The following is a 23914-nucleotide window of genomic DNA, read 5'->3' on the forward strand; positions in this document are numbered from 1 at the left end:
ACCATCCTGGCGGTGGTGTCGGGCCTGACCCTGGCGGGCGCGTCGGCGATTTCGCATGACCTGTACGCCAGCGTCATTATGCACGGCCATGCCACCGAAGGTAAGGAAGTCACCGTCTCCAAGATCTCGTCCATCGGCCTCGGCGTCATCGCCGTGCTGCTGGGCCTGCTCTTCGAGAAGCAGAACGTGGCGTTCATCGTCGCGCTCACCTTCTCGGTGGCGGCCTCGGCCAACTTCCCGGTCCTGGTGCTTTCCATGTTCTGGGGCGGCCTGACCACCCGTGGCGCGGTCATCGGCGGAACCATCGGTCTGCTGATGTCGGTAATCATGGTGGTGCTGTCCAAGGCGGTGTGGGTGCAGAGCTTCGGCTTCCAGTCCGCAATCTTCCCCTTCGCCTATCCGGCCCTGTTCTCGGTTCCGGCCGCCTTCTTCGGCTCCTGGCTGTTCTCGATCCTCGACAACAGCCCGCGCGCCGCCGAAGAGCGGGCTTCGTTCGAAGCTCAGGCGATCCGGTCCGAGACCGGTCTGGGTGCCGAAGGCGCCGCATCGCACTAAGCGATGGGGATCTCGACGGTTACTTTTTGGGCCACCGGGAAACCGGTGGCCCATTTTCTTCGGCGGGCCAAAAAAATGGCGCCTGCCCGAGAGCAAGCGCCATAAGATTTAGTGTGGGTCAAAATGCGATCACGATCCGCCTACCATGACCCGCGTAAATCGGCATGGTATTGGAATGTCGCAATAAGAAGTCTACAGGAACAAGATTGCGCTCAGATGACGGCAAAATTAAAGCATGCCAATGAGACGCTGAAAGAGCCGCAATGAAGATTCTACTGATCGAAGATGAAAGCAAGATCGCCGCATTTACCGCAAAAGGGCTGCGCGAGCATGGTTTTGTCGTTGACATCGCGTCCAATGGCGATGATGGGCTTGGGATGGCCTTGCTGGGCGAATACGACCTGCTCATTCTCGACGTCATGCTGCCCGGCCGCGACGGCTGGTCGATCCTGGCCGAGATGCGCCAGCGGGGGTTGCAGGTTCCCACGCTTTTCCTGACCGCGCGGGACGCGGTTGCCGACCGGGTCAAGGGGCTGGAACTGGGGGCCGACGACTATCTGCCGAAGCCATTCGCATTCGCCGAATTGCTGGCGCGGATTTGGAACATCCTGCGCCGCGGCCCCGTCCGGCAGCCGACCGTGATTCGCATCGGCGAATTGGAACTGGACCCGGCCCGCATGAACGCGTCACGCGGTGGCGTTCGCCTGGACCTGACGCCGAAGGAATTCGCCCTGCTGCATTTGCTTGCGCGTCGGCAGGGCGAGGTGCTGTCGCGCCACCATATCGCGCAACAGATCTGGGACATGAATTTCGATGGCGATTCCAATGTGGTCGATGTTCATATCCGCCGTTTGAGACTCAAGATCGACGACCCCTTCGAGCGCCGCCTGATCCGAACCGTCAGGGGAGTCGGCTACGCCCTGGATGACTGGTCATGAGGCGCTTGCACCGCCTTGCCTCGCGACTGAGATCCGCATCGGCCTCCATCGCGGGCCGATTGACGTTATGGTTCACGGTCACCTCGCTCATTCTGCTTCTGGCCAAATCACTCGTCACCTATTGGGCCATCGCACCGCTGATGGCAGCCCAAGAGGAGCAATATGTCGTCACCAAGGCAAAGCAGATCGGCGTCCGCGTCACGAATGCGCTGATTGCAGGAGGAGACCTCCGCGTCGACGCCTTGATACCACCCGACACCCTGGGCTTTGTCCGTATCCGTCACGTCAATGGAACCCTCATTGCCGAGGCTCAAGGAATGGAGGACGAGCTTCCGTCCCACAGCATTCCTTCGCTCGATCAGGCCATGGTCGTGCGCGGCCACTCGGGGCGGCAGTATTGGATGGCGGAGTACCGTGGCGATTCCAATGCGCCGATTACCGTCCAGGTGGCCTCCGAGGCCACCGAGTTCCGGCTCATGGCCCCCACTGGGGGACGACTTTGGGCCGCCACCACCGTCGCGTTGTTTCTCAGCGGCTTCGCGGGATATCAGATCGCCCGTCGTTGTATTCGCCCACTCCAGAATTTGGCGGAATCCGTCCAAGCCACCGGCGGCTCCACGCTCGCCCGGCGCATCGACCCGTCGGGGCTGCCCCAGGAATTGCAACCGCTCTGCGACAGCTTCAACAGCATGCTGGAGCGGTTGCAAACGTCATTCGACCGGGTGTCCCATGTCACCGATGATATCGCCCATGAGCTGAGGACTCCGCTGAGTATCATGACGGGGCAGATCGACGTCGCATTGACGACCGAACGGCCCGCCGTGGAATATCGCGAGGTTCTGGAATCCGTCCGCGAGGAGATTTCCACTCTGTCGGATATGGTACAGCGACTGCTATTCCTGTCACGGGTTGAGAATCAATCCATCGTCCTTCACGTCGACAGGCTTGATCTCGCCATGGAACTGGCCGCGGTGCAGGAGCTTTACGAGCCCCTTGCGCTGGAAGCGGGGGTTTCGCTGACGCTCGCCCCCCCTCGAATTCCCGTCTTCACCAATGGCGACCGACTGCTCCTGCGCCGGGCCATCATCAATCTGGTTTCCAACGCCATTCGACATACTCCGGCAGGCGGGCAAGTCGTTCTTGCCACGGCGCACATGCGGAATTCCGCCAGTATCGTGGTCAGCGATACCGGCTGCGGCATTGCCGGGGAGGATCTTCCATTCCTATTCGACCGATTCTTCCGGTTGGATCGCGCCAGGGAAACGGCGGGCGGCCATATTGGCCTTGGGCTTGCCATCGTCAAAGCCATCATCGCCCAGCATGGCGGGACGGTGGATCTGCAAAGCCGCCCAGGCCAGGGAACGACCGTTACGCTGATTTTGCCCTATTTCGCCACCTCCCCGGATTGACAATCCGGTGAACGAGACGTCAATGCTCGCCTCCTTGCCCCATCGCTGGCGCCAGGAGCAGGCCTTGGTCAAGATGACATGGCGCCAATAGGCATATTGCTGTTTTGCAATAGCATTCGATCAATACAATTCACCGGCTTGTGCCGAACCTAGAACGTCCCCGCATTGATCAACTGGTGGACGGCGATGCTACCCCCATAACCCGCCGCCACCGCCCAGCTCCATTTCAGATGCGAGCCGAAGGTATAGACACCGCGTGCTTGGCCCATCAGCGCCACCCCAGCCGCCGAACCGATGGACAGCAGCGAGCCGCCGACACCGGCTGTCAGGGTGATCAGCAGCCACTGGCCGAGCGACATGTCGGGCTGCATGGTCAGCACCGCGAACATCAGCGGGATATTGTCGAGAATGGCGGACAGAACGCCGATGATGACATTGGCGGTGGTGGCGCCCAACTGGCCATAGAGCAGGTTCGACATCACTGAAAGATAGCCCAGCACCCCCAGGGCGCCGACGCACATCATCACGCCGTAGAAGAACAACAGCGTATCCCACTCCACACGGGCGATTTTGCGAAACACGTCAAAGGGATTTTCCGTGGCGGCGCCTCGGCGTCCATGGGTTCTTTGCAGGACATAGCCCAGCAGCAGCAGGTAGCCCAACCCGGTCATCATCCCGATCACCGGGGGCAGATGCAGATAATTATGAAAACAGATGGCGGTCACGATGGTCAGGGCGAACAGGATCAGGACGCCCCAGGCGCCGGGCTTCAGCTTGACCACCTCGTCGCTGGCCTCCGGCTTGCCGGTGGGCAGGGCCGGGTGCATCAGGAGAGCGGGAACCACGAAGTTGACCACCGATGGCAGGAACAGGCGAAAGAAGTCGTTGAACTGGACCATGCCCTTTTGCCAGACCATCAGGGTGGTGATGTCGCCGAACGGGCTGAAGGCGCCGCCCGCATTGGCGGCCACCACGATATTGACGCAAGCCATGGCGACGAAGCGGGGCGAATCCTTGCCGACCGCCAGCACCACCGCGCACATGACCAGGGCGGTGGTCAGATTGTCGGCCACCGGGGAGATGAAGAAGGCCAAGATTCCGGTCAGCCAGAACAGGGCGCGATAGCCGAAGCCCGAGCGGACCAGCCAGGCCCGGAGCACGTCGAACACCCGGCGCTCCTCCAGCGAATTCACATAGGTCATGGCCGCCAACAGGAACAGCATCAGCTCGGCATATTCCAAGAAGACGTGGCGGATGGGTGTTTCGAGGGCATTTGGCAAACCGTGGGCGTTGACAAGCAAGGCGATCATCACCCAAAGGATTCCCGCCGCGACCACCACGGGAATGGATTTGCGCAGATGGGTGGTTTCCTCGGTGATCACCAGCACATAGGCGAAGACAAAGACCGCCAAGGAGGCAAGGCCGACCCAATGGCCGGTCAGATCAGGCAGGTGCTCGGTCAAATGCGTCCTCCACGGTGTGCGTGCCGACGACGGCACCGACGCTGACGGTAACGGACAAACCGTGCCCATCCAAGCCCAGCTTGGCCTGCGCCACCGCGACGAACAGAGGCAAAACGTCATCGCCTGCGTCATGGCCGTGGCGGTCGTTGACCTCCTTGAAGTGGTCGATGTCGATCTTCATGACGGTCACGGGTGGCAAGGCGCACGGAATCCTGCCTGCCCATATCGGAATCTTCAATATTCGATTTTCCGATTTAGTTGCCGCTCATATAGGGGAAATGCGTCATCTGTGTCAGCCGAGGCGAGGAAAACCGCGATAATCCCTCTGTGGCCAATGCCAGCTCCCGAGCGTCCCCGGCGCTACAAAAGCAAAAGGCCGGGCTTCTGGCTCGGCATAATGCACTGATATTTCAGGAGAAGAATGGTGCTGCCGAATGGAATCGAACCATCGACCTTACCCTTACCAAGGGTATGCTCTACCGACTGAGCTACGGCAGCAACACCAGGGCCGAAAGCGTCGGCCCGCGAAGAGGGGCGCTTTATGCCACAGGCGAAATCGTGACGCAAGCGTCTTTCCTGCCGGTCTTGACGTCGGGCCGGGCGGCTGCGAATACTCTGGCCCATGAGTGATCGCGAGCCCCCCACCGTGACCGACCCAACCCTTACCGACAAGGCCAAGGCCGACGCCGAGGAGCGCCAGCGTCGTCAAGCCGAGGCGCTGCGCGCCAATCTGGCCCGCCGCAAGGCCCAGAGCCGCGCCCGCGAGACGCCGACTCGCCCCAAGGATGGGGAGTGACCGGGTTCGCTTGTCCTGGGACCAGCCTTGCGCTACAACCACCGCAACAGTCAGGGGAGCCTTTGCCATGTCCGTGATGCCCGATACCTGGATCCGCCGGATGGCCAAGGAAAAGGGCATGATCGAGCCCTTCACCGAAAAGCTTCAGCGTGAAGGCGTCATCTCCTACGGGCTATCCTCCTATGGCTATGACGCCCGTGTCAGCCGCGAATTCAAGATCTTCACCAATGTGGATTCCGCCGTGGTCGATCCCAAGGCGTTTTCCGCCGACAGCTTCGTCGACCGTGAAACCGATGTCTGCGTCATTCCGCCCAACAGCTTTGCCCTGGCGCGCACGGTGGAACTGTTCCGCATTCCGCGCGACGTGCTGGTGATCTGCCTGGGCAAGTCCACCTATGCCCGCTGCGGCATCATCGTCAACGTGACGCCGCTGGAGCCGGAATGGGAAGGCCACGTCACCTTGGAATTCTCCAACACCACTCCCCTGCCCGCCAAGATCTACGCCAATGAGGGCGCCTGCCAGTTCATCTTCCTGAAAGGTGATTCGGTGTGCGAGACCTCCTATGGCGACCGCGCGGGTAAGTATCAGGGCCAAAAGGGCGTCACCCTTCCGCGCCTCTGATCATGAGTCTCTCGCCATGACCGGCCAAGACGAGGTCATCGCCTATCTCGTCGATCCCGCCAGTCATGGCGGCGTGCCGGTGGAGCGCATCGACACTCATATCTCGGTGGTGGTGCTGGCAGGCCAGCGCGCCTTCAAGCTGAAGAAGGCGGTGCGGCTGCCCTTCCTCGATTTCACCAGCCTGGACTCCCGCAAATCGGCCTGCCATGCCGAATTCACCCTGAACAGCCGCGCCACCCCCGCCTTGTATAGGGGGGTGACGGCGGTGACTCGGCGGGCCGATGGCGGCCTGGCCTTGGGCGGCGATGGCCCGGTGCTCGACTGGGTGGTGGAGATGCGCCGCTTCGACCAAGCCACCCTGTTCGACCGGCTGGTTCGGACCGATGCCCTGGACCGGGCGCGCATGAACGAGCTGACCGAAACCATTCACGCCTTCCATCGTGCCCAGCCGCCGCGCCGGGATCGGGGTGGCGTCACGGGGCTGACCTGGACCATCGACACCAACCGCGCCTCCATGCTCGCCCAGGTTCCCGCCATCCTGGACGCGGCCAAGGTGGAGGCTTTGGCCGAGGCCTCCCACGCCGCCCTGGCGCGCTGCGGCGCATTGCTGGAAGAACGGCGCGAGGCGGGCAAGGTCCGCTGGTGCCACGGCGATCTGCATTTGGGCAATATCTGTCTGCTGGACGGTAAGCCAGCCCTGTTCGATGCCATCGAGTTCTCGGAGGACATCGCCTGCGTCGATGTGATGTACGACCTCTCCTTCCTGCTGATGGATCTGGATCATCGCGGCCAGCGCCGCATGGCCAACTGGGTGATGAACCACTATCTCGACCTGTCGGCCGATTTCGGCGGCATTGCCCCCATGCCTTTGTTCCTGTCGGCCCGTGCCGGGGTGCGCGCCCATGTGGCCGCCACCATGGCCACCCAGGCCCAAGGCGCCGATCGCGACCGGCTGGCGGGCGAGGCCCGCTCTTATCTGGATGCCGCCCTGGCCTATCTCGATCCGATGCCGCCCCGCCTGCTGGCGGTGGGGGGGCTTTCGGGCAGCGGCAAGTCGCGCATGGGTCGGGAACTTGCGCCATTCCTGGCGGTTCCCGGCGCGGCGGTGGTGCGCACCGACGTCCTTCGCAAGCATCTGATGGGAGTGGCCATCCACGACAAGTTGGGGGCGGAGGGCTATGGCGCCGAAGTCACCGAGCGCACCTATCAAGCGCTCTACGACACCTGCGCCCAATTACTGGCGGTGGGGCATTCGGCCGTGGCCGACGCGGTCTTCGCCATGCCCCAGCAGCGCGCCGCCATCGAGGAGGTTGCCGCCAAGGCGGGCGTCCGCTTCGACGGGCTGTGGCTGGAAGCGCCGCCGGACCTGGCCGCCGCCCGCATCCGTGAACGCAAGGCCAATGTCTCGGACGCCACGCCGGAGATTTTGGATTGGCAGCGGTCCTGGGACGTGGGAACCATCACCTGGGCACGCATCGATTCGTCTCCGCCCAAGGATGTGTCCCTGATTGCGGGCAAGGCGGCGCTCGGCCTCTAGAATGGCAGGCCATACATACTATATAGTCCGATTCGGCCCTTTGACCCGACGGTGAATTCTTGTGACCACGACACCCAATGACGCCTTAGCGCGCTCGACCCTAAGGCCCAGCCGCTTGGTCCTGGTCGCGGGCATCGTGTTCATCGCCCTTTTGCTGGGCGTCGCCACCACCAACATCTACATCCAGCGACAGCAGAGCATGGACGAATGGCGGGGCAATCTCGCCAATCTGTCGCGATTGCTGGGCGAGCACGCCCGCCAGACCATCAACGCCGCCGATCTGGTGCAAAAGTCCATCGCCGACCGCGTCCTGGAGCTTGGCATCGAGGACGAGAAGGCCTTGCGGGCCAAATTGGGTAACCGCGAGACCTACGACATGCTGAAGGACAAGGTCAGCGGCGTCCCCCAGATCGATGTCGCGACGGTGGTGGCGCTGAACGGCGACGTGGTGAACTTCACCCGTTCCTATCCGCCGCCGCCCATCAATCTGTCCGACCGCGACTATTTCAAGGCCCATATCTCCGATCCCGATCTCAAGTTCTTCATCAGCCTACCCGCCAAGAACCGCGGCACCGGGCGCTGGACCTTTTACCTGACCCGTAAGATCAAGAACTCCAAGGGCGCCACCATCGGCATGGTGCTGACCGGTATCGAGAGTTCGTTCCTCAGCGAATATTACCGGGCGGTCAATTTCAGCGAGTTCAGCGCCATTTCCCTGTATCGCGATGACGGCGGACTGCTGGCCCGAATGCCCGAGCGCGAGGATTCCATGGGCAAGGTGTTGCCGCAACCCGGCATCAAGGCGCTGAGGGACGGCGTCGAGACCTTCATCACCAGCGAGCCTCGCCTCGTCGATCAGTCCGACGCCCGCTTTCGCATCGTCGCTCCGCGCGCCATCGCCGGATACCCGCTGGCCGTCATCGTGACCGCCACCGAGGAACTGGTTCTGGCCGACTGGCGGCGCAAGGCGACGCTGATCGTCGGCGGCACTGGCGCCCTGGCCATCCTCTTCTGTGGGCTGATGCTGTGGATTTCACGCCTGCTGGACAAGCGCGAAGCCGCCATGACCATGGCCCGCCAAGCGCAGAAGGTCGCCGAATCCGCCAACCATGCCAAGGCCGCCTTTCTCGCGACCATGAGCCACGAAATCCGCACGCCCATGAATGGCGTCATCGGAATGACCGGCCTGTTGCTCGACACCCCGCTGAGTGAGGAACAGACCTATTTCGCCAAGACCATCCGCGATTCCGCCGAATCCCTGCTGACCGTCATCAACGACATCTTGGACTTCTCCAAGATGGAAGCGGGTAAGTTCGATCTCGACATGACCGAATTCGAATTGGTTCCGCTGGTCGAAAGCATCGTCGATATCCTGGCGCCGCGCGCCCATGCCAAGGGCATCGAGATTGCAAGCCTGATCGACGCGGACCTTCCCGCCGTGCTGCGCGGCGATCCCAGCCGCTTGCGTCAGATCTTGATGAATCTGGCGGGCAATGCCGTGAAGTTCACCGCCCATGGCGGCGTCTCCATCGAATTGCACACCGTGCACCGTCACGGCGACACGCTGACCATTCGCTTCGAGGTGCATGACAGCGGGATCGGCATCCCCGACGAGGCGGCGGGCGGCCTTTTCACCATGTTCTCGCAGGTGGATACATCGACCTCGCGCCGCTATGGCGGCACCGGGCTCGGATTGGCCATCAGCAAGCGTCTGGCCGAGATGATGAACGGCGCCATCGGCTTCGACTCCAAGATCGGTATCGGCAGCCGCTTCTGGGTCGATATTCCGCTGACGGTCTTGGACTACGCCGGCAACGCCCATCCGGACCTCGCCGGACTTCGGGTGCTGGTGGTCGATGACAATCCCGTCAACCGCGATGTTCTGGAACGCCAGTTGCGCAGCTTCGGCATCCATGCCGCCTCGCTTCCAGACGCCTCCACCGCCCTGGCGGAACTGACGCGGGCCATCACGGAAACGCCCTGGGACGCCGCCCTGATCGACGCCCAGATGCCCGATGTGAGCGGCCTGGATCTGGTCCGCATGATTAGGGCCGTCCCCGCCCTGGCCGCGACCCGGCTGATCATCACCTCGTCCCAAGGCATCGGCGACAGCGAGGCGGAGTCGGGCGTCGATGCCTTCATGCACAAGCCATTGCGTCAGCAAGCCATCCTGGATGCCCTCGGACGCCTGCTGCGATCCCTGCCGGGGGCCACGGCGGCCACCGCCGACCCGGACGGCGAGAACGCGACCGTCCACGGACGACGGCTGCGCATCCTGGTTGCCGAGGACAATCCGGTCAACCAGCAGGTGGCACTGGGCTTGCTGCGCAAGATGGGGCACTCGGTCGAGGTTGTCGGCAATGGCGCCGAGGCGGTGGAATCCGTGCGCTCGCTTCCCTACGATCTGGTGCTGATGGACCTGCAGATGCCGGAGATGGATGGACTGGCGGCCACCGCCGCCATCAGGGCATTGGGGCCTCCACCGGCCAAGGTTCCCATCATCGCCATGACCGCCAATGCCATGCGCGGCGACGACCAGATTTGCTTGCAGGCCGGTATGGACGGCTATATCAGCAAGCCCATCGACCGCCGCAAGCTGGCCGAGGTGGTGGGCCACTATGCCGCCATCGCTCCGAAGGTCACCGAGATGGAAGCGCCGCCAGCGCCATTGGACGACATCGACCTCGTCGTGCTCGACACCCTGGCCGAGGATATCGAGGCGGAAACCGTCATCGCCATCCTGGGCAGCTTCCACAAGGATGGTGGGGAGCGCGTTGCCGCCGCCCGATCCGCCCTGGCCGGGAACGACCTGGAGAGGGTGCGGCGCGAAGGCCATGCCTTGAAGGGGGCGTCCTCCAGCCTGGGCCTGAACGCCATTCGCGACGCGTCGCTGGCCCTGGAGAATGCCGTCAAGGCCGAGGACGGCGTGGCGGCCGCCCTTGATCTGGTCGCCACCCTCGTGAAAGGCCTGCCAAAGCGACTGGGCGGCACTCGATACGAGATATGACGCCCTGCCAATTGGCGATTTGCGCAACCGCGTGAGCGGCGCATAATGGAAGTCGAATTCCTGTGGGAGAGTTTGGATGTCTGCCTTCAAGTCTATTTTGGTGCCCATTCCCGACGCCACCACCGGGACGGCGCCGCTTGAGGCCGCCATGCGCCTGGCCGGCCGCTTCACCAGTCATGTGAGCGCCCTTCATGTCCGCATCGACCCCACCACGGCGGTGCCGCTGGTCGGAGAAGGAATGTCGGGCGCCATGGTCGAGGAAATGATCGGCGTCGCCGAATCCCAGGCGACCTTGCGGGCCAAGGAAGCCCGGGCCGCGTTCGATGCCGCCTGCGCCCGCCATGGCGTCAAGTTGCAGTCCGCTCCCCCCGCTGGCGGCCCTTCGGCGGAATGGATCGATCAGGTGGGGCGCGAGGAGGATCTGGTCTCGTGGCGCGGCCGTCTGTCCGACCTGCTGGTGTTCGGCCATCCCGGCGGCAATGCCGAGGCGGCGTCCATGATGGTGCTGAACGCGGCCCTGATGTCGTGCGGCCGCCCTCTGCTGCTTTGCCCGGCCGAACAGCCGCAAGCACAGACGGTGGGAAGCCGTATCGCCATCGCCTGGAACGGCAGCGCCGAAGCCTCCCGCGCCGTCGCCTGCGCCATGCCGCTGCTGCGCGAAGCCGACACCGTGACCATCCTGTCGGCCACCGAGCATGTGGACCAACAGGTCGAGGCCCCTGCCGGGGAACTGGCCACCTATCTGTCGTGGCACGGCATCGAGGCCTCGACCCGCGTGGTGCAGGCAAGCGCTGCCCATGCCGGAGACGAGCTGTTGCGCCAAGCCCGGCAATGCGACGCCGATCTGCTGGTGATGGGGGCCTATACCCATTCGCGCCTGCGCCAGCTGATCCTGGGCGGCGTCACCCGCCACGTCATCGGCCATGCTCCGCTGCACGTCCTGATGTGCCATTGACCCGCTGATCCATGCCGTTTTCGACCCGCCGGGCCGATTTCCGCCGCTATCGCGAACTGACGGCGGAGTGGCCGGACCTGTTCGCCTCGGAAAGCAATGGCATTCAGATTCTGCTGGAGGATGCGGAGATCCGGGCGGCCCGGCGCCGTATCGCTAGGCGCAATCGCGCCAAGGGCCTGCCGTCGGCCTCGGCCAGCGTCGGAGTCCTGGCGGAGGACGCCTATATCCTGGTGCTGCGCGATGCCGTCCGCTTTCCCGACGGATCGCTGGGAACCCATAACCGGGTAATCTATCGCCAGGCGGGCGGCATCGGGGTGCTGGCCGTTTTTCAGGGACGGATCGTCCTGATCCGGGTCTACCGTCACCCCATCCGGCAATGGATCTGGGAACTGCCGCGCGGCTCGGTGGAAATCGGCCACGGCCACGAGGACACCGTTCGCCGGGAAATCGCCGAGGAAGTGGGCGGCACCGTGACCCGGATGGAGCGGCTGGGGCAAACCCGCAGCGACACCTCGCTGTGCGACGGCCAATTGGATCTGTATTTCGCCGAATTATCGCAACTGGGCGAACCGCAACTGTCCGAGGGAATCGGCGAGGTGGCGACGCTGACGCCCGCGGAATTCGAGGACCGGATACGCATGGGCGAAATCCGCGACGCCCATGCCATGGCCGCCTTCACCATGGCCCGGTCGCGGGGCCTGATCTAGAACAGGCTGCGGAAAAACGCGCTCCCGCCCCCCTTATTATCGTCACCCCCGCGCAGGCGGGGGTCCATGTTGCCGCAAGACAAAACTTTAACCGCAAGATATTGAGTGGCTGATGCATGGATTCCCGCTTTCGCGGGAATGACGGGGTTTTTCCGTACCCTTTAGACCCGCTCGCTCAGCCAGATGGCTAGCCGACAGCCGGTGCGGATGGCGGCCGACAGGGCGGGATAGCCGGGGGCCTGCTCGGCGCCGCGCTCCAGCCCGATATCGCGGTGCTCGATCTCCTCGTCGCGGAATTTCAGGATGGTCTCCTTCAGCTCCGCCTCGTCCTCGCCCAAGGCCTCGGCCTGGGCGGCATAGTGCTCGTCGATGGTTTCTTCCACCGCCACCGTGCAGGCCATGGCGGCCTTCTCGCCCAGCAGCGCCGTCGCCGCCCCCAGGGCGAAACCGGCCACATGCCACAGCGGCGACAGCGCGGTCGGGCGTACCTGGCGCTGCCCGATCAGACGGTTGAAGGTGTCCAGATGCTCCTTCTCCTGCTCGGCCATGCGACCGATGATCGGGGCGGCGGCGCCCTTGCCGAGCACCGCCAACTGGCCCTGATAGATGCGCACCGCGCCAAGCTCGCCTGCCTGATCGACCCGCAGAATGCGTTCGATCATTTGCTTGCGATCGGGATCACCGGGAATGGGGATCATGCTCAATTCTCCCTGAACCGCGCCAAGAACAGCGTCACCAATCCCAATCCGGCCGAGAACGGCACGTTGAGCGCCGCCATGGTGATTCCGTGGAACGACCATGCGGGGGTATCGCACTGGGCCTCGGCCGGGCGGGTCATCTCGGCCATCAGGTCGCTCACCGAGAGCCGCGCCATCTCGCCCCCCTTGCAAACCGCCGAAACCCACCAGTGCTGCTCGACCCCCACGTGATAGAAGGCGATGCCGCCATTGATCAGCAGGGCAGCGCCTGCCACGAGGATCAGCCATTGCCGCCCGGTCGCCGATGGCCAGGACGTCAGGGAGACGGCGGCCAGACCGGCGGCCAGCGTGAAGGGAACCCGCTGGATCAGGCAGAGATTGCAGGGCCTGAGGCCGAAGCCGTACTGCGCCACCAGGGCCAGAACCAAAGCCTGGACGCAAATGACCAGCAGCAGGATTGCAATAAGACGTGTCGTAATTTTCATTGCATCGCACTATATCTGGAGTTCACCGGCTTGACCACCAGATGCAGGGTTCCGTGTTCCCATCGTTCCGCCGCCACCTCGTCGCCGCCTTGCTGACCCTGCTGGCCGTTCCGGCCATGGCGGAGCCGGGCTTTCCTCCGCCGCAGACCCTGTCCTTCGACATCATCCGTCACGACGACATCATCGGCAGCCACACCATTGCGGTAACCCAAAACCAGGGCCGCCACGAGATCACCATCGACGTCAAGGTGGCGGTGACGGTCTTCGGCATCGTCGCCTATCGGTTCAAGCAGCACGGCGTCGAATATTGGGACGGCGGCAAGCTCAAGTCCCTGTCGTTTGAAACCAACGATAACGGCGACAAGTTCAATGTGACGGGCGAGGCTTCGCCCGGCTACATCAAAATCGCCGCCAATGCCGAGACCTTTCATTACGGCATGTTGCCCCTGACCACCATGTGGCGGCCGGCGCCGCTGGCCGCCACTCAGATCCTCGACCCCAGCGACGGAAAATCCTACAAGATCGCCGTGACCGATCTCGGCATGGAAACCATCAGCGTGCGGGGCCAGCTGGTTCAAGCCCGTCACTGGCGCTGGGACGGCGAATTCAAGCGGGACTTGTGGTACGACGCGACCGGCGCCCTGATCCAGGGGCATATCGTCGGCGATGACGGCTCGGACGTTTACCTGCGGCTGAAATAACGCCTGTTACAAAATGGACTGGCCGGTCTTGGCCCAATCGGCGGTGAAGGCCGCCAGTCCCTTTTCCGTCAGGGGATGAGCATACATCTGCCGCAGAACCGACGGCGGCATGGTGACCACGTCGGCGCCGAGCCGGGCCGCGTCGGTCACATGCATGGGATGGCGGATGGAGGCCACCAGCACCTCGGTGCGGAAGGACGGATATTCCCGGTAAATGGCGACGATGTCGTTGATCAGCTCCATGCCGTCCTGGCCGATATCGTCCAGCCTTCCGACGAAGGGCGAAATGAAGGAAGCGCCCGCCTTGGCGGCCAGGATGGCCTGATTGGCGGAGAAGCACAGGGTGACGTTGACCTTGACGCCGTCGTCGGACAGGGTCTTGCAGGTCCGCAGCCCCGCCGGGGTCAGGGGAACCTTCACCGCCACGTTGGGGCGCAGCGCCGCCAGCTTGCGGCCCTCGGCCAGCATGGTGTCGAAATCGGTGGCCGCCACCTCGGCGGAAATGGGGCCCGGCACGATGTCGCAAATCTCGGCGACGACGTCGAGGATCTTGCGGCCGCTCTTGGCGATCAGGCTGGGATTGGTGGTGACGCCGTCCACCAGTCCGGTGGCGGCCAGCTCGCGGATATCGGCGACTTCGGCGGTATCGATGAAGAACTTCATGGCGGGGCCTCGTAAACAATGCGGGCCATAGACTAGCCGGGAACGAGGCGCGGTCAATGGGGAAGGACTGTTACCCACCATATGGCTGCGCTATGATCCGACCATGACCGAAGTCGCCGTCACCATCGCGTTGATCGCTCCGCTTCCTGGCTTGGCGCCCCGCCAAATGCGCATGCTGGCGAGTGCCCTTGCCCAGAAACTGCGGCGCAACCGAAAGAGCCGAGCCGCAATCGGTCTGCGCCTTGATCAATGCCCAAAGACGGCCGTACAGGCCCTGACCTGGGCCAGGGAATGGTGCCGGACACACGATAGCTTCTACGAGGCCATTCTCGTGGACGGTCGGCTGGTGGCCACCCGTACCATCAAATCCGATGGATCGAGTTTTCTGCTGGCCCTCGATCGTCCCTTCACCGACACCATTTCGAGAAAGATGCCGTTGGGCTAAGATTGGCCCGAAGGGAGGCACCACCATGGCATCGGCCCGTACTCTGTTGCATGAAAAGCGCGACGACATCCTACGGCTGGCCGCCCTGCACGGCGCGGCCAATGTCCGCGTGTTCGGCTCGGTGGCCCGCGGTGATGACCGCGACGACAGCGACATCGACCTGCTGGTTCACATGGATGACGGCCGTTCGCTGCTGGACATGATCCGGTTTACCCGGGATGTTCAGGACATCGTCGGTCGCAAGGTGGACGTCATCAGCGATGGCGGGATCAGCCCCTATATGCGGGATCGCATCCTGGCGGAGGCCCGCCCTCTATGAGCCGACACTATCGTGATGAAGCCTACCTGCTTCACATAAGGGACTGCTGCGCCAAAATTCGGGACTACAGCGCCATTGGAGCACAGGCCTTTCTGCAATCCCAATTGCATCAGGACGCCGTCGTCCGCAATTTCCAGATCATTGGCGAAGCTGCAAAGAACCTTTCGGAGGAAACCAAGGCCATCGGCGGGTTCCAATGGCGCGATGCAATCGCATTCCGGAATTTTATCGTCCATCAATATATGGGCGTGGACTATCGGTTGCTATGGGACGTAATCCAACAGGATCTTCCCGCCTTGGAATCCCACATCCTGTCCCTGCTCGCCGCTCCGTGACCCCTCCCCCCGCCATCGTCGTCGCCGGTCCCACCGCCTCCGGCAAATCCGGTCTGGCCCTGGCCATCGCCCGCGAATGGGACGGAGTGGTGATCAACGCCGATTCCATGCAGGTCTATGGCGGGCTGCCCATCCTGACCGCCCAGCCTTCGGCGGCGGATCAGGCCTTGGCGCCCCATCGGCTGTACGGCATCCTGCCCGCATCGGAGGCCTGTTCGGCGGCGCGCTGGCGCGATCTGGCGGCGGCGGAGATGACGGCGGCCTGGGCGACGGGCAAGCTGCCCGTGGTGGTGGGCGGCACCGGCCTTTATATCCGCAGCCTGATGCAGGGCCTGTCGCCCGTCCCCGAAATTCCAGGCGCGGTGCGCGATGCCGCCAGGGCGCGGATGGAGGCGCTTGGCGCCGCCGCCTTCCATGCCGCGCTGGCCGAGCGCGACCCGGTCATGGCGGCGCGGTTGCGGCCCAGCGACACCCAGCGCCTGACCCGCGCCATGGAAGTGCTCGACGCCACCGGCCGCTCGCTGGCGGAGTGGCAGGCCGAGCCCATGGAGGGCGGCATCGCCGCCCGCTGGTTCACCATCACCCTGGCCCCCGAGCGGGCTCGCCTCTACGCCGCCTGCGATTCCCGCTTCAAAAGCATGGTGAAGGCGGGAGCGCTGGACGAGGCCGCCGCCATCGCCCAATGGACCCTCGATCCCGCCCTGCCCGCCATGAAGGCCCTGGGCCTGCGCGAACTGAGCGCCCATCTGGCCGGCGAGATCGGCCTGGACGAAGCCATCGCCCAGGCCCAGCAGGTCACCCGAAACTACGCCAAACGCCAGAGCACGTGGTTCAAACATCAATTGACTGCGTCCGAGACCCTATCTGAGCAACTTTCGGAAAGTTTAATAGCCACAATCTTTCTGAAAATTCGCCAGTTCCACTTGACCACCTGATGACATGCGGATAGTTTGTGCCGCTCGCGCCGCAGTGCAGCAGCGCGAAACCCTCATGCGCCCGCGTCCGCGCGGGACTGTTGAAACGAATTTTAAGGTGCAGACATGGCGCATCACGATACGCTGAACGGAGCGGAAATTCTCCTCAAGGCCCTGGTCGATCAGGGTGTGGAGGTCATTTTCGGGTATCCCGGCGGCGCCGTACTGCCCATCTATGACGAGCTGTTCAAGCAGAACCGGCTGCGCCACGTTCTGGTGCGCCACGAACAGGCCGCCGTCCACGCCGCCGAGGGCTATGCCCGCTCCACCGGCAAGGTGGGCTGCGTCCTGGTGACCTCGGGCCCCGGCGCCACCAATGCGGTGACCGGTTTGGCCGACGCCCAGTGCGATTCGGTGCCGCTGGTCTGCCTGACCGGTCAGGTGCCCACCCATCTGATCGGCAACGACGCCTTCCAGGAAGCCGACATCACCGGCATCACCCGGCCCTGCACCAAGCACAATTATCTGGTCAAGGACGTCAACGATCTGGCCCGCATCGTTCACGAGGCCTTCCATGTCGCCCGCTCGGGCCGTCCCGGCCCGGTGCTGATCGACCTGCCCAAGGACGTGGTCCAGAGCAAGGGCGAGTATCAGCCGCCGTCCAAGGTGAAGTCCAAGTACAAGCCCCAGGTCAAGGGCGACATCAAGGCCATCGAGAAGGCCATCGACATGATCGCGCATGCCAAGCGCCCCATCTTCTATGTGGGCGGCGGCGTCATCAATTCCGGCCCGGCCGCCTGCCAGTTGATGACCCAGTTCGTGCGCATGACCGGCTATCCCTGCACGCTCACCCTGATGGGCCTGGGCGCCATTCCCGGTTCCGACCCGCTGTTCTTAGGGATGCTGGGCATGCACGGCACCGTCGAAGCCAATATGGCCATGCATGATTGCGATCTGATGATCAATATCGGCGCCCGCTTCGACGACCGCGTCACCGGCAAGTTGGAGGGCTTCTCGCCCAAGTCCAAGAAGATCCACGTGGACATCGATCCCAGCTCCATCAACAAGAACGTGGCGGTCGACCTCGCCATCGTCGGCGACTGCGCCCATGTGCTGGAAGACATGATCAAGGTCTGGAAGGCCAAGCAGTGCCGCGTCGACGACAAGGCGCTGAAGACCTGGTGGAAGCAGATCGACCAGTGGCGCGGCATGGACTGCCTCGCCTTCGAGGGCTCCAACAAGCTGATCAAGCCGCAATACGCCATCAAGCGCCTCTACGAGCTGACGCGCCACCGCAATCCCTATATCTGCACCGAGGTGGGGCAGCATCAGATGTGGGCGGCCCAGTACCTGAAGTTCGACCTGCCCCATCATTGGCTGACCTCGGGCGGTCTCGGCACCATGGGCTATGGCCTGCCCAGCGCCATGGGCGTCCAGATGGCCCATCCCGACGCCCTGGTGATCGACATCGCGGGTGAAGCCTCGATCCAGATGAACATCCAGGAGATGGCAACCCTGGTGCAGCACCGTCTGCCGGTGAAGATCGTCATCCTGAACAACCAGTATCTCGGCATGGTCCGCCAGTGGCAGGAACTGATCCACGGCGGCCGCTATTCCGAAAGCCACATGACCCATCATCCCGACTTCGTGAAGCTGGCCGAGGCCTTCGGCGCCGTGGGCCTGCGCGCCACCAAGCCCGACGAGGTGGATGGCGTCTTCAAGGAGATGATGGCGGTGGACCGTCCCGTCATCGTCGAAATGCTGACCGACGCCTCGGAAAACGTCTTCCCCATGATCATGCCCGGCATGGCCCATAACGAGATGGTGCTGGGGCCGGAAGACAAGTCGCGGGACAAGCCCGGTTCCGAGGAAGACGGCATGGTTCTGGTGTAGTTCCCGCAGGGCAAGCGCGAGGCGCGCCGCGGCTCGTGCCGCGAAAGCCAAAGGGCCACGGAGGTGGCCCGCCCGGCGCCTGAGGGACCGAAGCAAAAGGGGAATACTGAAGTGATCAAGCACGAAGAAATCCAGCGCCACACCATCGCCGTCCTGGTTGACAACGAATCCGGCGTGCTGGCCCGCGTCATCGGCCTGTTCTCCGGTCGCGGCTACAATATCGAAAGCCTGACCGTGGCCGAGGTGGACGCCAAGGAAAAGCTGTCGCGCATCACCATCGTGACCAGCGGCACCGCCATGATCGTCGAGCAGATCAAGAACCAGCTGCGCCGCCTGATCCCGGTGCACAAGGTGCATGATCTGACCATCGAAGGCCCCCACGTGGCCCGCGAACTGGCCCTGGTCAAGGTCTGCTCCACCGGCGAAAAGCGGGTGGAAAGCTTGCGCATCGCCGATATCTTCCGGGCCCGCGCCATCGATTCCACCAACGAGTCCTTCGTGTTCGAAGTGGTGGGCGCCACCGAGAAGGTGGACGCCTTCATCAAGCTGATGGAACCCCTGGGTTTGGCCGATGTATCGCGCACCGGCGTCGTCGCCATTGCACGCGGACCGAATCCGATTTAAGAAGGCGGCCATTTCCAGGGTCGGTGCCTGATGGACCGAAAAGCCGGAGCGTAGCGACTAGGCCATTGAGGCCGCCGCAGCGTTGTCCGAAGGACACAAGCGAGGATAGCCAAGGGCGCGGATGCGCCCGCCCGGCGCCTGAGGGACAAACGAAAGGAACGAAAATGCGCGTCTATTATGATCGGGATGCCGACGTCAATCTGATCAAGAGCAAGAAGGTCGTCGTGGTCGGCTACGGCAGCCAGGGTCACGCCCATGCGCTGAACCTGCGCGATTCCGGCGTCAAGGACGTGGCCGTCGCGCTCCGCGCCGGTTCCGCCACCGCCAAGAAGGCCGAGGCCGAGGGCCTGAAGGTCATGACTCCCGCCGACGCCGCCAAGTGGGGCGACGTGGTGATGATCCTGACCCCCGACGAGCTGCAGGCCGACCTGTACTACAATGATCTGGCCGCCAATATGAAGCAGGGCGCCTCGCTGGTGTTCGCCCACGGCCTGAACATCCACTTCAAGCTGATCGAGGCCCGCGCCGATCTGGACGTGTTCATGGTCGCCCCCAAGGGCCCCGGCCACACCGTTCGCGGCGAATACCTGAAGGGCGGCGGCGTCCCCTGTCTGGTGGCGGTGGCGCAGAACGCCTCGGGCAATGCCCTGGAAATCGCCCTGTCCTACGCCTCGGCCATCGGCGGCGGCCGGTCCGGCATCATCGAGACCTCCTTCCGCGAGGAATGCGAGACCGATCTGTTCGGCGAGCAGGTGGTGCTGTGCGGCGGCTTGACCAAGCTGATCCAGTACGGCTTCGAGACCCTGGTCGAGGCGGGCTATGCCCCCGAGATGGCCTATTTCGAGTGCCTGCACGAAGTGAAGCTGATCGTCGACCTCATCTATGAGGGCGGCATCGCCAATATGCGCTACTCCATCTCCAACACCGCGGAATACGGCGACTACGTCACCGGCCCGCGCATCATCACCGAAGAGACCAAGGCGGAGATGAAGCGGGTGCTGGAAGACATCCAGGCCGGCCGCTTCGTGCGCGACTGGATGCTGGAATGCAAGGCCGGTCAGCCCAGCTTCAAGGCCACGCGGCGCCGTCAGGCCGAGCACGGCATCGAGCAGGTGGGCGAAAAGCTGCGCGCCATGATGCCCTGGATCGCCAAGAACAAGCTGGTGGACAAGGCCAAGAACTAAGGCCTCGTCGCCACGAAGACGAAAAAGCCCGGCGAAACATCGCCAGTGGTTCGGAATTGATGTGGAGGCCTCTCGTTTCGGCGAGGGGCCTTCCTCATTTCTGGGGGGAAATTATGCCGCTAAATCAATCTATTGCGTCACAGTTCTCTTGGCGCCGAGGCCAGAAAAGGCAACCTCGCAAAAAAAGAACCGCATTTAATGAGAATGTTCTCAACCTCAGGTGACTTCACGGCTAGCCCAACACGAGAAACTGAATTATTCTACCTCACCCTGATGGCTTGGGGGCTCGCCAAAGGTGGCTGGGTGAATCGCCATTACGTATCTCTGTTTTGTCGCGACATTTCCGCGTCATCAGCCAATGTTCACATTGCTGATGAATCAGAAGTCGAGCAAATCCCTACACGAGACGAGGAGTTACAAATGAATAAAATCATACGGTGGGTTGGTGTGGGCGCGACAGCGGCCTTAGCTGCTTGCTCGCTGCCCCTGGACCTGGGATTGCCGGATGCCGCCTTGCCCTCCGATGTGTCGGATGTCAAGGCGATCATCGGCTCCAAGGCGACTGGCGGCACGCCATTCACCAAGGCCCTGTTCCAGGAATATCAGGACTACACCAAGTCGCAGATCACGACCGAAGTGGAATGGGTCGATGCCTCCGATACCGCTCGCAAGGGATTGCGGGCCGGAGCCGGAGAGGTGGTTGTGCCCGACGAGTTGGGATCGCGCGCGATTCCGCCCGCCCGCATTCCCGAATTGACGGCGGCACGCGGCCGTCTGATGGGCTATTTCAATGGCGGCGCCACCGAGCGCGTTCCGTCCGCCTCCGCCAAGGCCCAGGTGGCCTTCGACTGCTGGCTGGAACAAGAAGCGGAAGGCATTGCCAACGGCCCCTGCCGGACGGCCTTCCTGGCGCATGAGCCCATGCTGAAGAAGACGGCTCCGGTGACCGCTGTCGCCCAAGAGTCGCGCCGTCAGTTCACCATCACTTTCGCTCTGGGTTCGGCCCAACTCACCGCTCCGTCCATGCAGATCCTGAAGGATGTTGCGGCGGCTCGGGCTCAGCTGGGCGCTCCCGTCGTGTGGGTCGCGGGCTTTACCGATACCCTCGGCTCCGCCGATGCCAATGCGCGCCTGTCGCGTCAGCGCGCTGACGCGGTGACCGCCGAACTGGTCAAGCTGGGTATCAATCCGGGTATGATTTCCGAGGATGCCCTGGGCGAGAGCAAGCTCGCGGTCGCCACCAAGGACGGCGTCGCCGAGGCGAAGAATCGCCGTGTCGAGATCTCCCTGTCCGGTGCTGCTTGGTCGCATGGCGGCTATGGCGGCTATGCCTATGGTGATCGCGGCCGTGGCGGCTATGGATATGGTGGCTGGGGTCACGGCTTCGCCATATTCTTCAACTCGGGCTCCAGCCGGTTGAGCGCGCAGGATGTGGAGCGCCTGAAGCAGGTGGTTGCCGCACAGAAGAACATGAGTGCGAAGGCTGTTCGGGTTATCGGCTTCACCGATCTGACCGGTTCGGCCACGACCAATGCTCGCCTCGCGCGCGAACGCGCTCAGGCGGTGGCCGCCGAGATCAACAAGCTGGGCGGAACCGCGACCGCGGTCGATGCTCGCCCCGGCGAGAGCTGGGGAGCTCGGAACGATGGGCGCGCCCGCCGCGTCGAAATCCTGTTCGACTACTGACACCAATGAGAATTGGGAGCAAACACAATGAATAAGTCCCGTATCGCTGCGATGATTGCCTGCATACTGCCCGCCTTGGGTGGTTGCACGGGGATTCACTATGCCACCGTGGCAAAGCCGACCAACTTGGTCCCCCCTGCGGAAATGCGTTATGTGGTGCCCGCCGGGCCCTACGCCAACGACCTGAGCGCCCTGGTCGGCACCATCGCCGTCTATAACAAGGCCGACCAGTCCCTGCAGGTGCTGGAGCCGGTCGGCAATCCCTATGACCCCCGCACTCGCCCTGTCGTCGAGAGCGTCAAGCAGACCCTCTACAAATCCCTGGTCGACCAGACCATGCAGACCGACATTCCGCTGATCGCGGCGGCCCTGAAGGATGCTGGCGGACAGACCTTGGATGTCACCATCGTCGATGAAGCCCACGCCATGGTTCCGGGCTATTCGGTCGATATCGTGAACTACCTGGGCAGCCGGTATCATCCGACCAATCCCCAGGAAGAAATCGTCTATGTGGCCGAGGCTTGGCAGCGTCAATTCAACGCCGCCCTGCTGACCGCCGTCGAGCACAGCCCCTGGAGCAAGAATGTCGGCGTGGAGGTTTACAACTCCATGACCTACACCCGCACCGAGAACTTCAAGGACGGCCGCTATCTGACCGTCGTTGCCGTTCCCTTCGCGAATATCGCGTCGGGCAAGCCCGGTCTTGCTCCCGCCGCGCTGCCCGTTTCGGCAGTGACGTCGGTTAAGCCGCAAATCCTCAATCCCTATGCCTATACCTGGCATATGGAAGACTGGCGCCATCATGGGCAATGGGGCTGGAACGGCTACGGCGATTACAAAAAGAAGTAACGCCTGATTTTACGATAAAGTGATGCGGGGCGGTCATGGACCGCCCCGTTTTCTTTGCGACCTCCACGCTCCACCGTCATCGTGTCCGACACGGCACCAAGGGCTGGCAGCCGGGCGGCACCTGGATGGTGCGTATGATGACTCCGCGAAGATCCAAATGCGTCCAAGTCCCAGGGGAAACCTCCCGCAAGGTGCCGGTGGTATGGCCTCGGCTGTCGATGGTGTAGATGGTGCTGCCGACCACCCGAATGCCAGGCGGCTTGTCGTCCGCCACGGCGTCGGCTGCCATCAGGATCAAAGCGGCGGTGATACAGGCGCGGATCATGCTCTCATGATGTCGCCGGATCGGGTTGCCAGCAAGCATATCATCGCCCGGGATTGGGCGGGCTCCACGCCCAAGAGTTAGGGTATCGGTGGAAACGGACATTGCCCGCCTGCCGTGACTGTGCTAACCGTTTGATCCGCAACGGGGCGAGCCGAAAGGCAGCCCCAGCCCTTCACGACGTGTTGCGCACACGATTGCAGACAAGCAGGAGAACCGCGATGCAGGTCCGCATCTATCGCCCCGCCAAGACCGCCATGCAGTCCGGACGTTCCGGCAATGCCAAGGCCTGGGTGCTGGAATACGAGCCTGCCGCCCCCAAGCAGCCCGATAACCTGATGGGCTGGCTGGGCTCGGCCGATATGACCTCGCAGGTGCGCCTGAAATTCGCCACCGCCGAGGACGCCATCGCCTTCGCCAAGAAGAAGGGCATGGACTTTCAGGTGTTCGCCGAGAATACCCGCCTGCAAAAGCCCAAGAATTATTCCGACAATTTCCGCTTCGACAAGCTGGAATTCGGCCGCTTCTAATCCCGCGTCCGCGTTTCCGGCGATGGGCGGACCCGGGCAAGCGCCCTTAGCTCAGTTGGATAGAGCAGCCGCCTTCTAAGCGGCAGGTCGCTGGTTCGAATCCAGCAGGGCGCGCCATCTCCTTTTGTAAACGGCAGAAACCCTATCGTTGGCTCAGATCAGGATCGGCAGGCTTATCGGTCATCTCAATGAGCCTTGCAGACGGTGTCCACTTTAGACCCTATGTTCGCCCGGCGAACTTTGCGCAAACTTAGTTTGGACTTTCCCGGAAAGAGTG

At 63.1% G+C, this 23914-nt stretch carries 26 protein-coding genes and 2 tRNA genes; 21 read left to right on the forward strand and 7 right to left on the reverse strand.

The window, feature by feature from the left end; all coding sequences use genetic code 11:
• From CU669_RS17805 to CU669_RS17815, 3 genes are all read left to right on the forward strand, one after another.
• The coding region (locus CU669_RS17805; RefSeq protein ID WP_407671609.1) for a sodium:solute symporter family transporter at window positions 1-555 on the forward strand (555 nt) is incomplete at its 5' end.
• Between the two features lie 263 nt (window positions 556-818).
• Complete coding sequence (locus CU669_RS17810; protein ID WP_112146948.1) at window positions 819-1493, forward strand: heavy metal response regulator transcription factor; 675 nt, start codon at window positions 819-821, stop codon at window positions 1491-1493.
• Window positions 1490-2902, forward strand: coding sequence for a heavy metal sensor histidine kinase (locus CU669_RS17815; RefSeq protein ID WP_112146949.1), 1413 nt, complete (start codon window positions 1490-1492; stop codon window positions 2900-2902). The genes CU669_RS17810 and CU669_RS17815 overlap by 4 nt, the downstream gene beginning before the upstream one ends.
• Window positions 2903-3051: 149 nt before the next feature.
• On the opposite strand, the gene nhaD is transcribed toward CU669_RS17815, so the two are convergent.
• The 3 genes from nhaD to CU669_RS17830 form a co-directional block, all read right to left on the reverse strand.
• Window positions 3052-4365 (reverse strand): sodium:proton antiporter NhaD, encoded by a 1314-nt coding sequence (gene nhaD, locus CU669_RS17820; RefSeq protein WP_239988771.1) that lies wholly within the window; start codon window positions 4363-4365, stop codon window positions 3052-3054.
• Window positions 4346-4546 (reverse strand): diguanylate cyclase domain-containing protein, encoded by a 201-nt coding sequence (locus tag CU669_RS22075; protein ID WP_112146996.1) that lies wholly within the window; start codon window positions 4544-4546, stop codon window positions 4346-4348. Before CU669_RS22075 ends, nhaD begins: the two co-directional genes overlap by 20 nt.
• A gap of 241 nt (window positions 4547-4787) precedes the next feature.
• Window positions 4788-4863 (reverse strand) — tRNA-Thr (locus CU669_RS17830).
• Between the two features lie 124 nt (window positions 4864-4987).
• On the opposite strand from CU669_RS17830, the gene CU669_RS21595 reads away from it, so the two are divergent.
• The 6 genes from CU669_RS21595 to CU669_RS17855 all read left to right on the forward strand — a co-directional run bounded on the left by CU669_RS21595 (window position 4988) and on the right by CU669_RS17855 (window position 11989).
• The gene (locus CU669_RS21595; protein WP_192884634.1) at window positions 4988-5161 is read left to right on the forward strand and encodes a hypothetical protein; all 174 of its coding nucleotides are present in this window, start codon (window positions 4988-4990) and stop codon (window positions 5159-5161) included.
• 67 nt (window positions 5162-5228) lie between these two features.
• Complete coding sequence (dcd, locus tag CU669_RS17835; RefSeq protein WP_112146951.1) at window positions 5229-5783, forward strand: dCTP deaminase; 555 nt, start codon at window positions 5229-5231, stop codon at window positions 5781-5783.
• A 16-nt stretch (window positions 5784-5799) separates the two neighbouring features.
• Window positions 5800-7320 (forward strand): bifunctional aminoglycoside phosphotransferase/ATP-binding protein, encoded by a 1521-nt coding sequence (locus tag CU669_RS17840; protein ID WP_112146952.1) that lies wholly within the window; start codon window positions 5800-5802, stop codon window positions 7318-7320.
• 61 nt (window positions 7321-7381) lie between these two features.
• A complete protein-coding gene (locus CU669_RS17845) occupies window positions 7382-10327 on the forward strand; it encodes a hybrid sensor histidine kinase/response regulator (protein WP_239988772.1) in 2946 nt (981 codons plus the stop codon).
• Between the two features lie 76 nt (window positions 10328-10403).
• Window positions 10404-11282, forward strand: coding sequence for a universal stress protein (locus CU669_RS17850; protein WP_112146953.1), 879 nt, complete (start codon window positions 10404-10406; stop codon window positions 11280-11282).
• Between the two features lie 11 nt (window positions 11283-11293).
• A complete protein-coding gene (locus CU669_RS17855) occupies window positions 11294-11989 on the forward strand; it encodes an NUDIX hydrolase (protein ID WP_112146954.1) in 696 nt (231 codons plus the stop codon).
• A 161-nt stretch (window positions 11990-12150) separates the two neighbouring features.
• On the opposite strand, the gene CU669_RS17860 is transcribed toward CU669_RS17855, so the two are convergent.
• Window positions 12151-12687 (reverse strand): demethoxyubiquinone hydroxylase family protein, encoded by a 537-nt coding sequence (locus tag CU669_RS17860; protein ID WP_112146955.1) that lies wholly within the window; start codon window positions 12685-12687, stop codon window positions 12151-12153.
• A 2-nt stretch (window positions 12688-12689) separates the two neighbouring features.
• The gene (locus tag CU669_RS17865; protein ID WP_112146956.1) at window positions 12690-13172 is read right to left on the reverse strand and encodes a disulfide bond formation protein B; all 483 of its coding nucleotides are present in this window, start codon (window positions 13170-13172) and stop codon (window positions 12690-12692) included.
• A 53-nt stretch (window positions 13173-13225) separates the two neighbouring features.
• Between CU669_RS17865 and CU669_RS17870 the strand changes: the two genes are divergently transcribed.
• A complete protein-coding gene (locus tag CU669_RS17870) occupies window positions 13226-13873 on the forward strand; it encodes a DUF6134 family protein (protein WP_146747780.1) in 648 nt (215 codons plus the stop codon).
• Window positions 13874-13879: 6 nt separating this feature from the next.
• On the opposite strand, the gene fsa is transcribed toward CU669_RS17870, so the two are convergent.
• Window positions 13880-14536 carry a fructose-6-phosphate aldolase gene (gene fsa / locus CU669_RS17875; RefSeq protein WP_112146958.1) on the reverse strand — a complete coding sequence of 219 codons (657 nt, stop codon included), beginning with the start codon at window positions 14534-14536 and terminating at the stop codon, window positions 13880-13882.
• 103 nt (window positions 14537-14639) lie between these two features.
• Here fsa and CU669_RS17880 point away from each other — a divergent pair, with 103 nt between their 5' ends.
• The 9 genes from CU669_RS17880 (at window position 14640) to CU669_RS17920 (ending at window position 22785) form a co-directional block, all read left to right on the forward strand.
• Window positions 14640-14981: a hypothetical protein gene (locus CU669_RS17880; RefSeq protein ID WP_112146959.1), complete on the forward strand. Its 342-nt coding sequence runs from the start codon at window positions 14640-14642 to the stop codon at window positions 14979-14981.
• A 25-nt stretch (window positions 14982-15006) separates the two neighbouring features.
• Window positions 15007-15300 (forward strand): nucleotidyltransferase family protein, encoded by a 294-nt coding sequence (locus tag CU669_RS17885; RefSeq protein WP_112146960.1) that lies wholly within the window; start codon window positions 15007-15009, stop codon window positions 15298-15300.
• On the forward strand, window positions 15297-15635 hold the full coding sequence (locus CU669_RS17890) for a HepT-like ribonuclease domain-containing protein (protein ID WP_112146998.1): 339 nt from the start codon (window positions 15297-15299) through the stop codon (window positions 15633-15635). The genes CU669_RS17885 and CU669_RS17890 overlap by 4 nt, the downstream gene beginning before the upstream one ends.
• Window positions 15632-16570: a tRNA (adenosine(37)-N6)-dimethylallyltransferase MiaA gene (gene miaA, locus CU669_RS17895; protein ID WP_239988773.1), complete on the forward strand. Its 939-nt coding sequence runs from the start codon at window positions 15632-15634 to the stop codon at window positions 16568-16570. The genes CU669_RS17890 and miaA overlap by 4 nt, the downstream gene beginning before the upstream one ends.
• Before the next feature lie 105 nt (window positions 16571-16675).
• Complete coding sequence (locus tag CU669_RS17900) at window positions 16676-18442, forward strand: acetolactate synthase 3 large subunit (protein WP_112146962.1); 1767 nt, start codon at window positions 16676-16678, stop codon at window positions 18440-18442.
• A 114-nt stretch (window positions 18443-18556) separates the two neighbouring features.
• Window positions 18557-19066, forward strand: coding sequence for an acetolactate synthase small subunit (ilvN, locus tag CU669_RS17905; protein ID WP_192884635.1), 510 nt, complete (start codon window positions 18557-18559; stop codon window positions 19064-19066).
• Between the two features lie 164 nt (window positions 19067-19230).
• Window positions 19231-20250, forward strand: coding sequence for a ketol-acid reductoisomerase (gene ilvC, locus CU669_RS17910; protein ID WP_112146964.1), 1020 nt, complete (start codon window positions 19231-19233; stop codon window positions 20248-20250).
• Between the two features lie 420 nt (window positions 20251-20670).
• Window positions 20671-21936 (forward strand): OmpA family protein, encoded by a 1266-nt coding sequence (locus tag CU669_RS17915; RefSeq protein WP_112146965.1) that lies wholly within the window; start codon window positions 20671-20673, stop codon window positions 21934-21936.
• Between the two features lie 27 nt (window positions 21937-21963).
• Window positions 21964-22785 carry a hypothetical protein gene (locus tag CU669_RS17920; RefSeq protein ID WP_112146966.1) on the forward strand — a complete coding sequence of 274 codons (822 nt, stop codon included), beginning with the start codon at window positions 21964-21966 and terminating at the stop codon, window positions 22783-22785.
• A 76-nt stretch (window positions 22786-22861) separates the two neighbouring features.
• Here CU669_RS17920 and CU669_RS17925 read toward each other — a convergent pair whose 3' ends face one another.
• Window positions 22862-23110, reverse strand: a complete 249-nt coding sequence (locus tag CU669_RS17925; RefSeq protein ID WP_112146967.1) for a hypothetical protein — start codon at window positions 23108-23110, stop codon at window positions 22862-22864.
• 218 nt (window positions 23111-23328) lie between these two features.
• On the opposite strand from CU669_RS17925, the gene CU669_RS17930 reads away from it, so the two are divergent.
• Window positions 23329-23637, forward strand: coding sequence for an ETC complex I subunit (locus CU669_RS17930; RefSeq protein ID WP_112146968.1), 309 nt, complete (start codon window positions 23329-23331; stop codon window positions 23635-23637).
• Between the two features lie 40 nt (window positions 23638-23677).
• Window positions 23678-23754, forward strand: a tRNA-Arg gene (locus CU669_RS17935).
• The last annotated feature ends 160 nt before the right edge of the window (window positions 23755-23914 follow it).

This window comes from Paramagnetospirillum kuznetsovii, assembly GCF_003284725.1.
GTDB classification, from domain to species: Bacteria; Pseudomonadota; Alphaproteobacteria; order Rhodospirillales; family Magnetospirillaceae; genus Phaeospirillum; species Phaeospirillum kuznetsovii.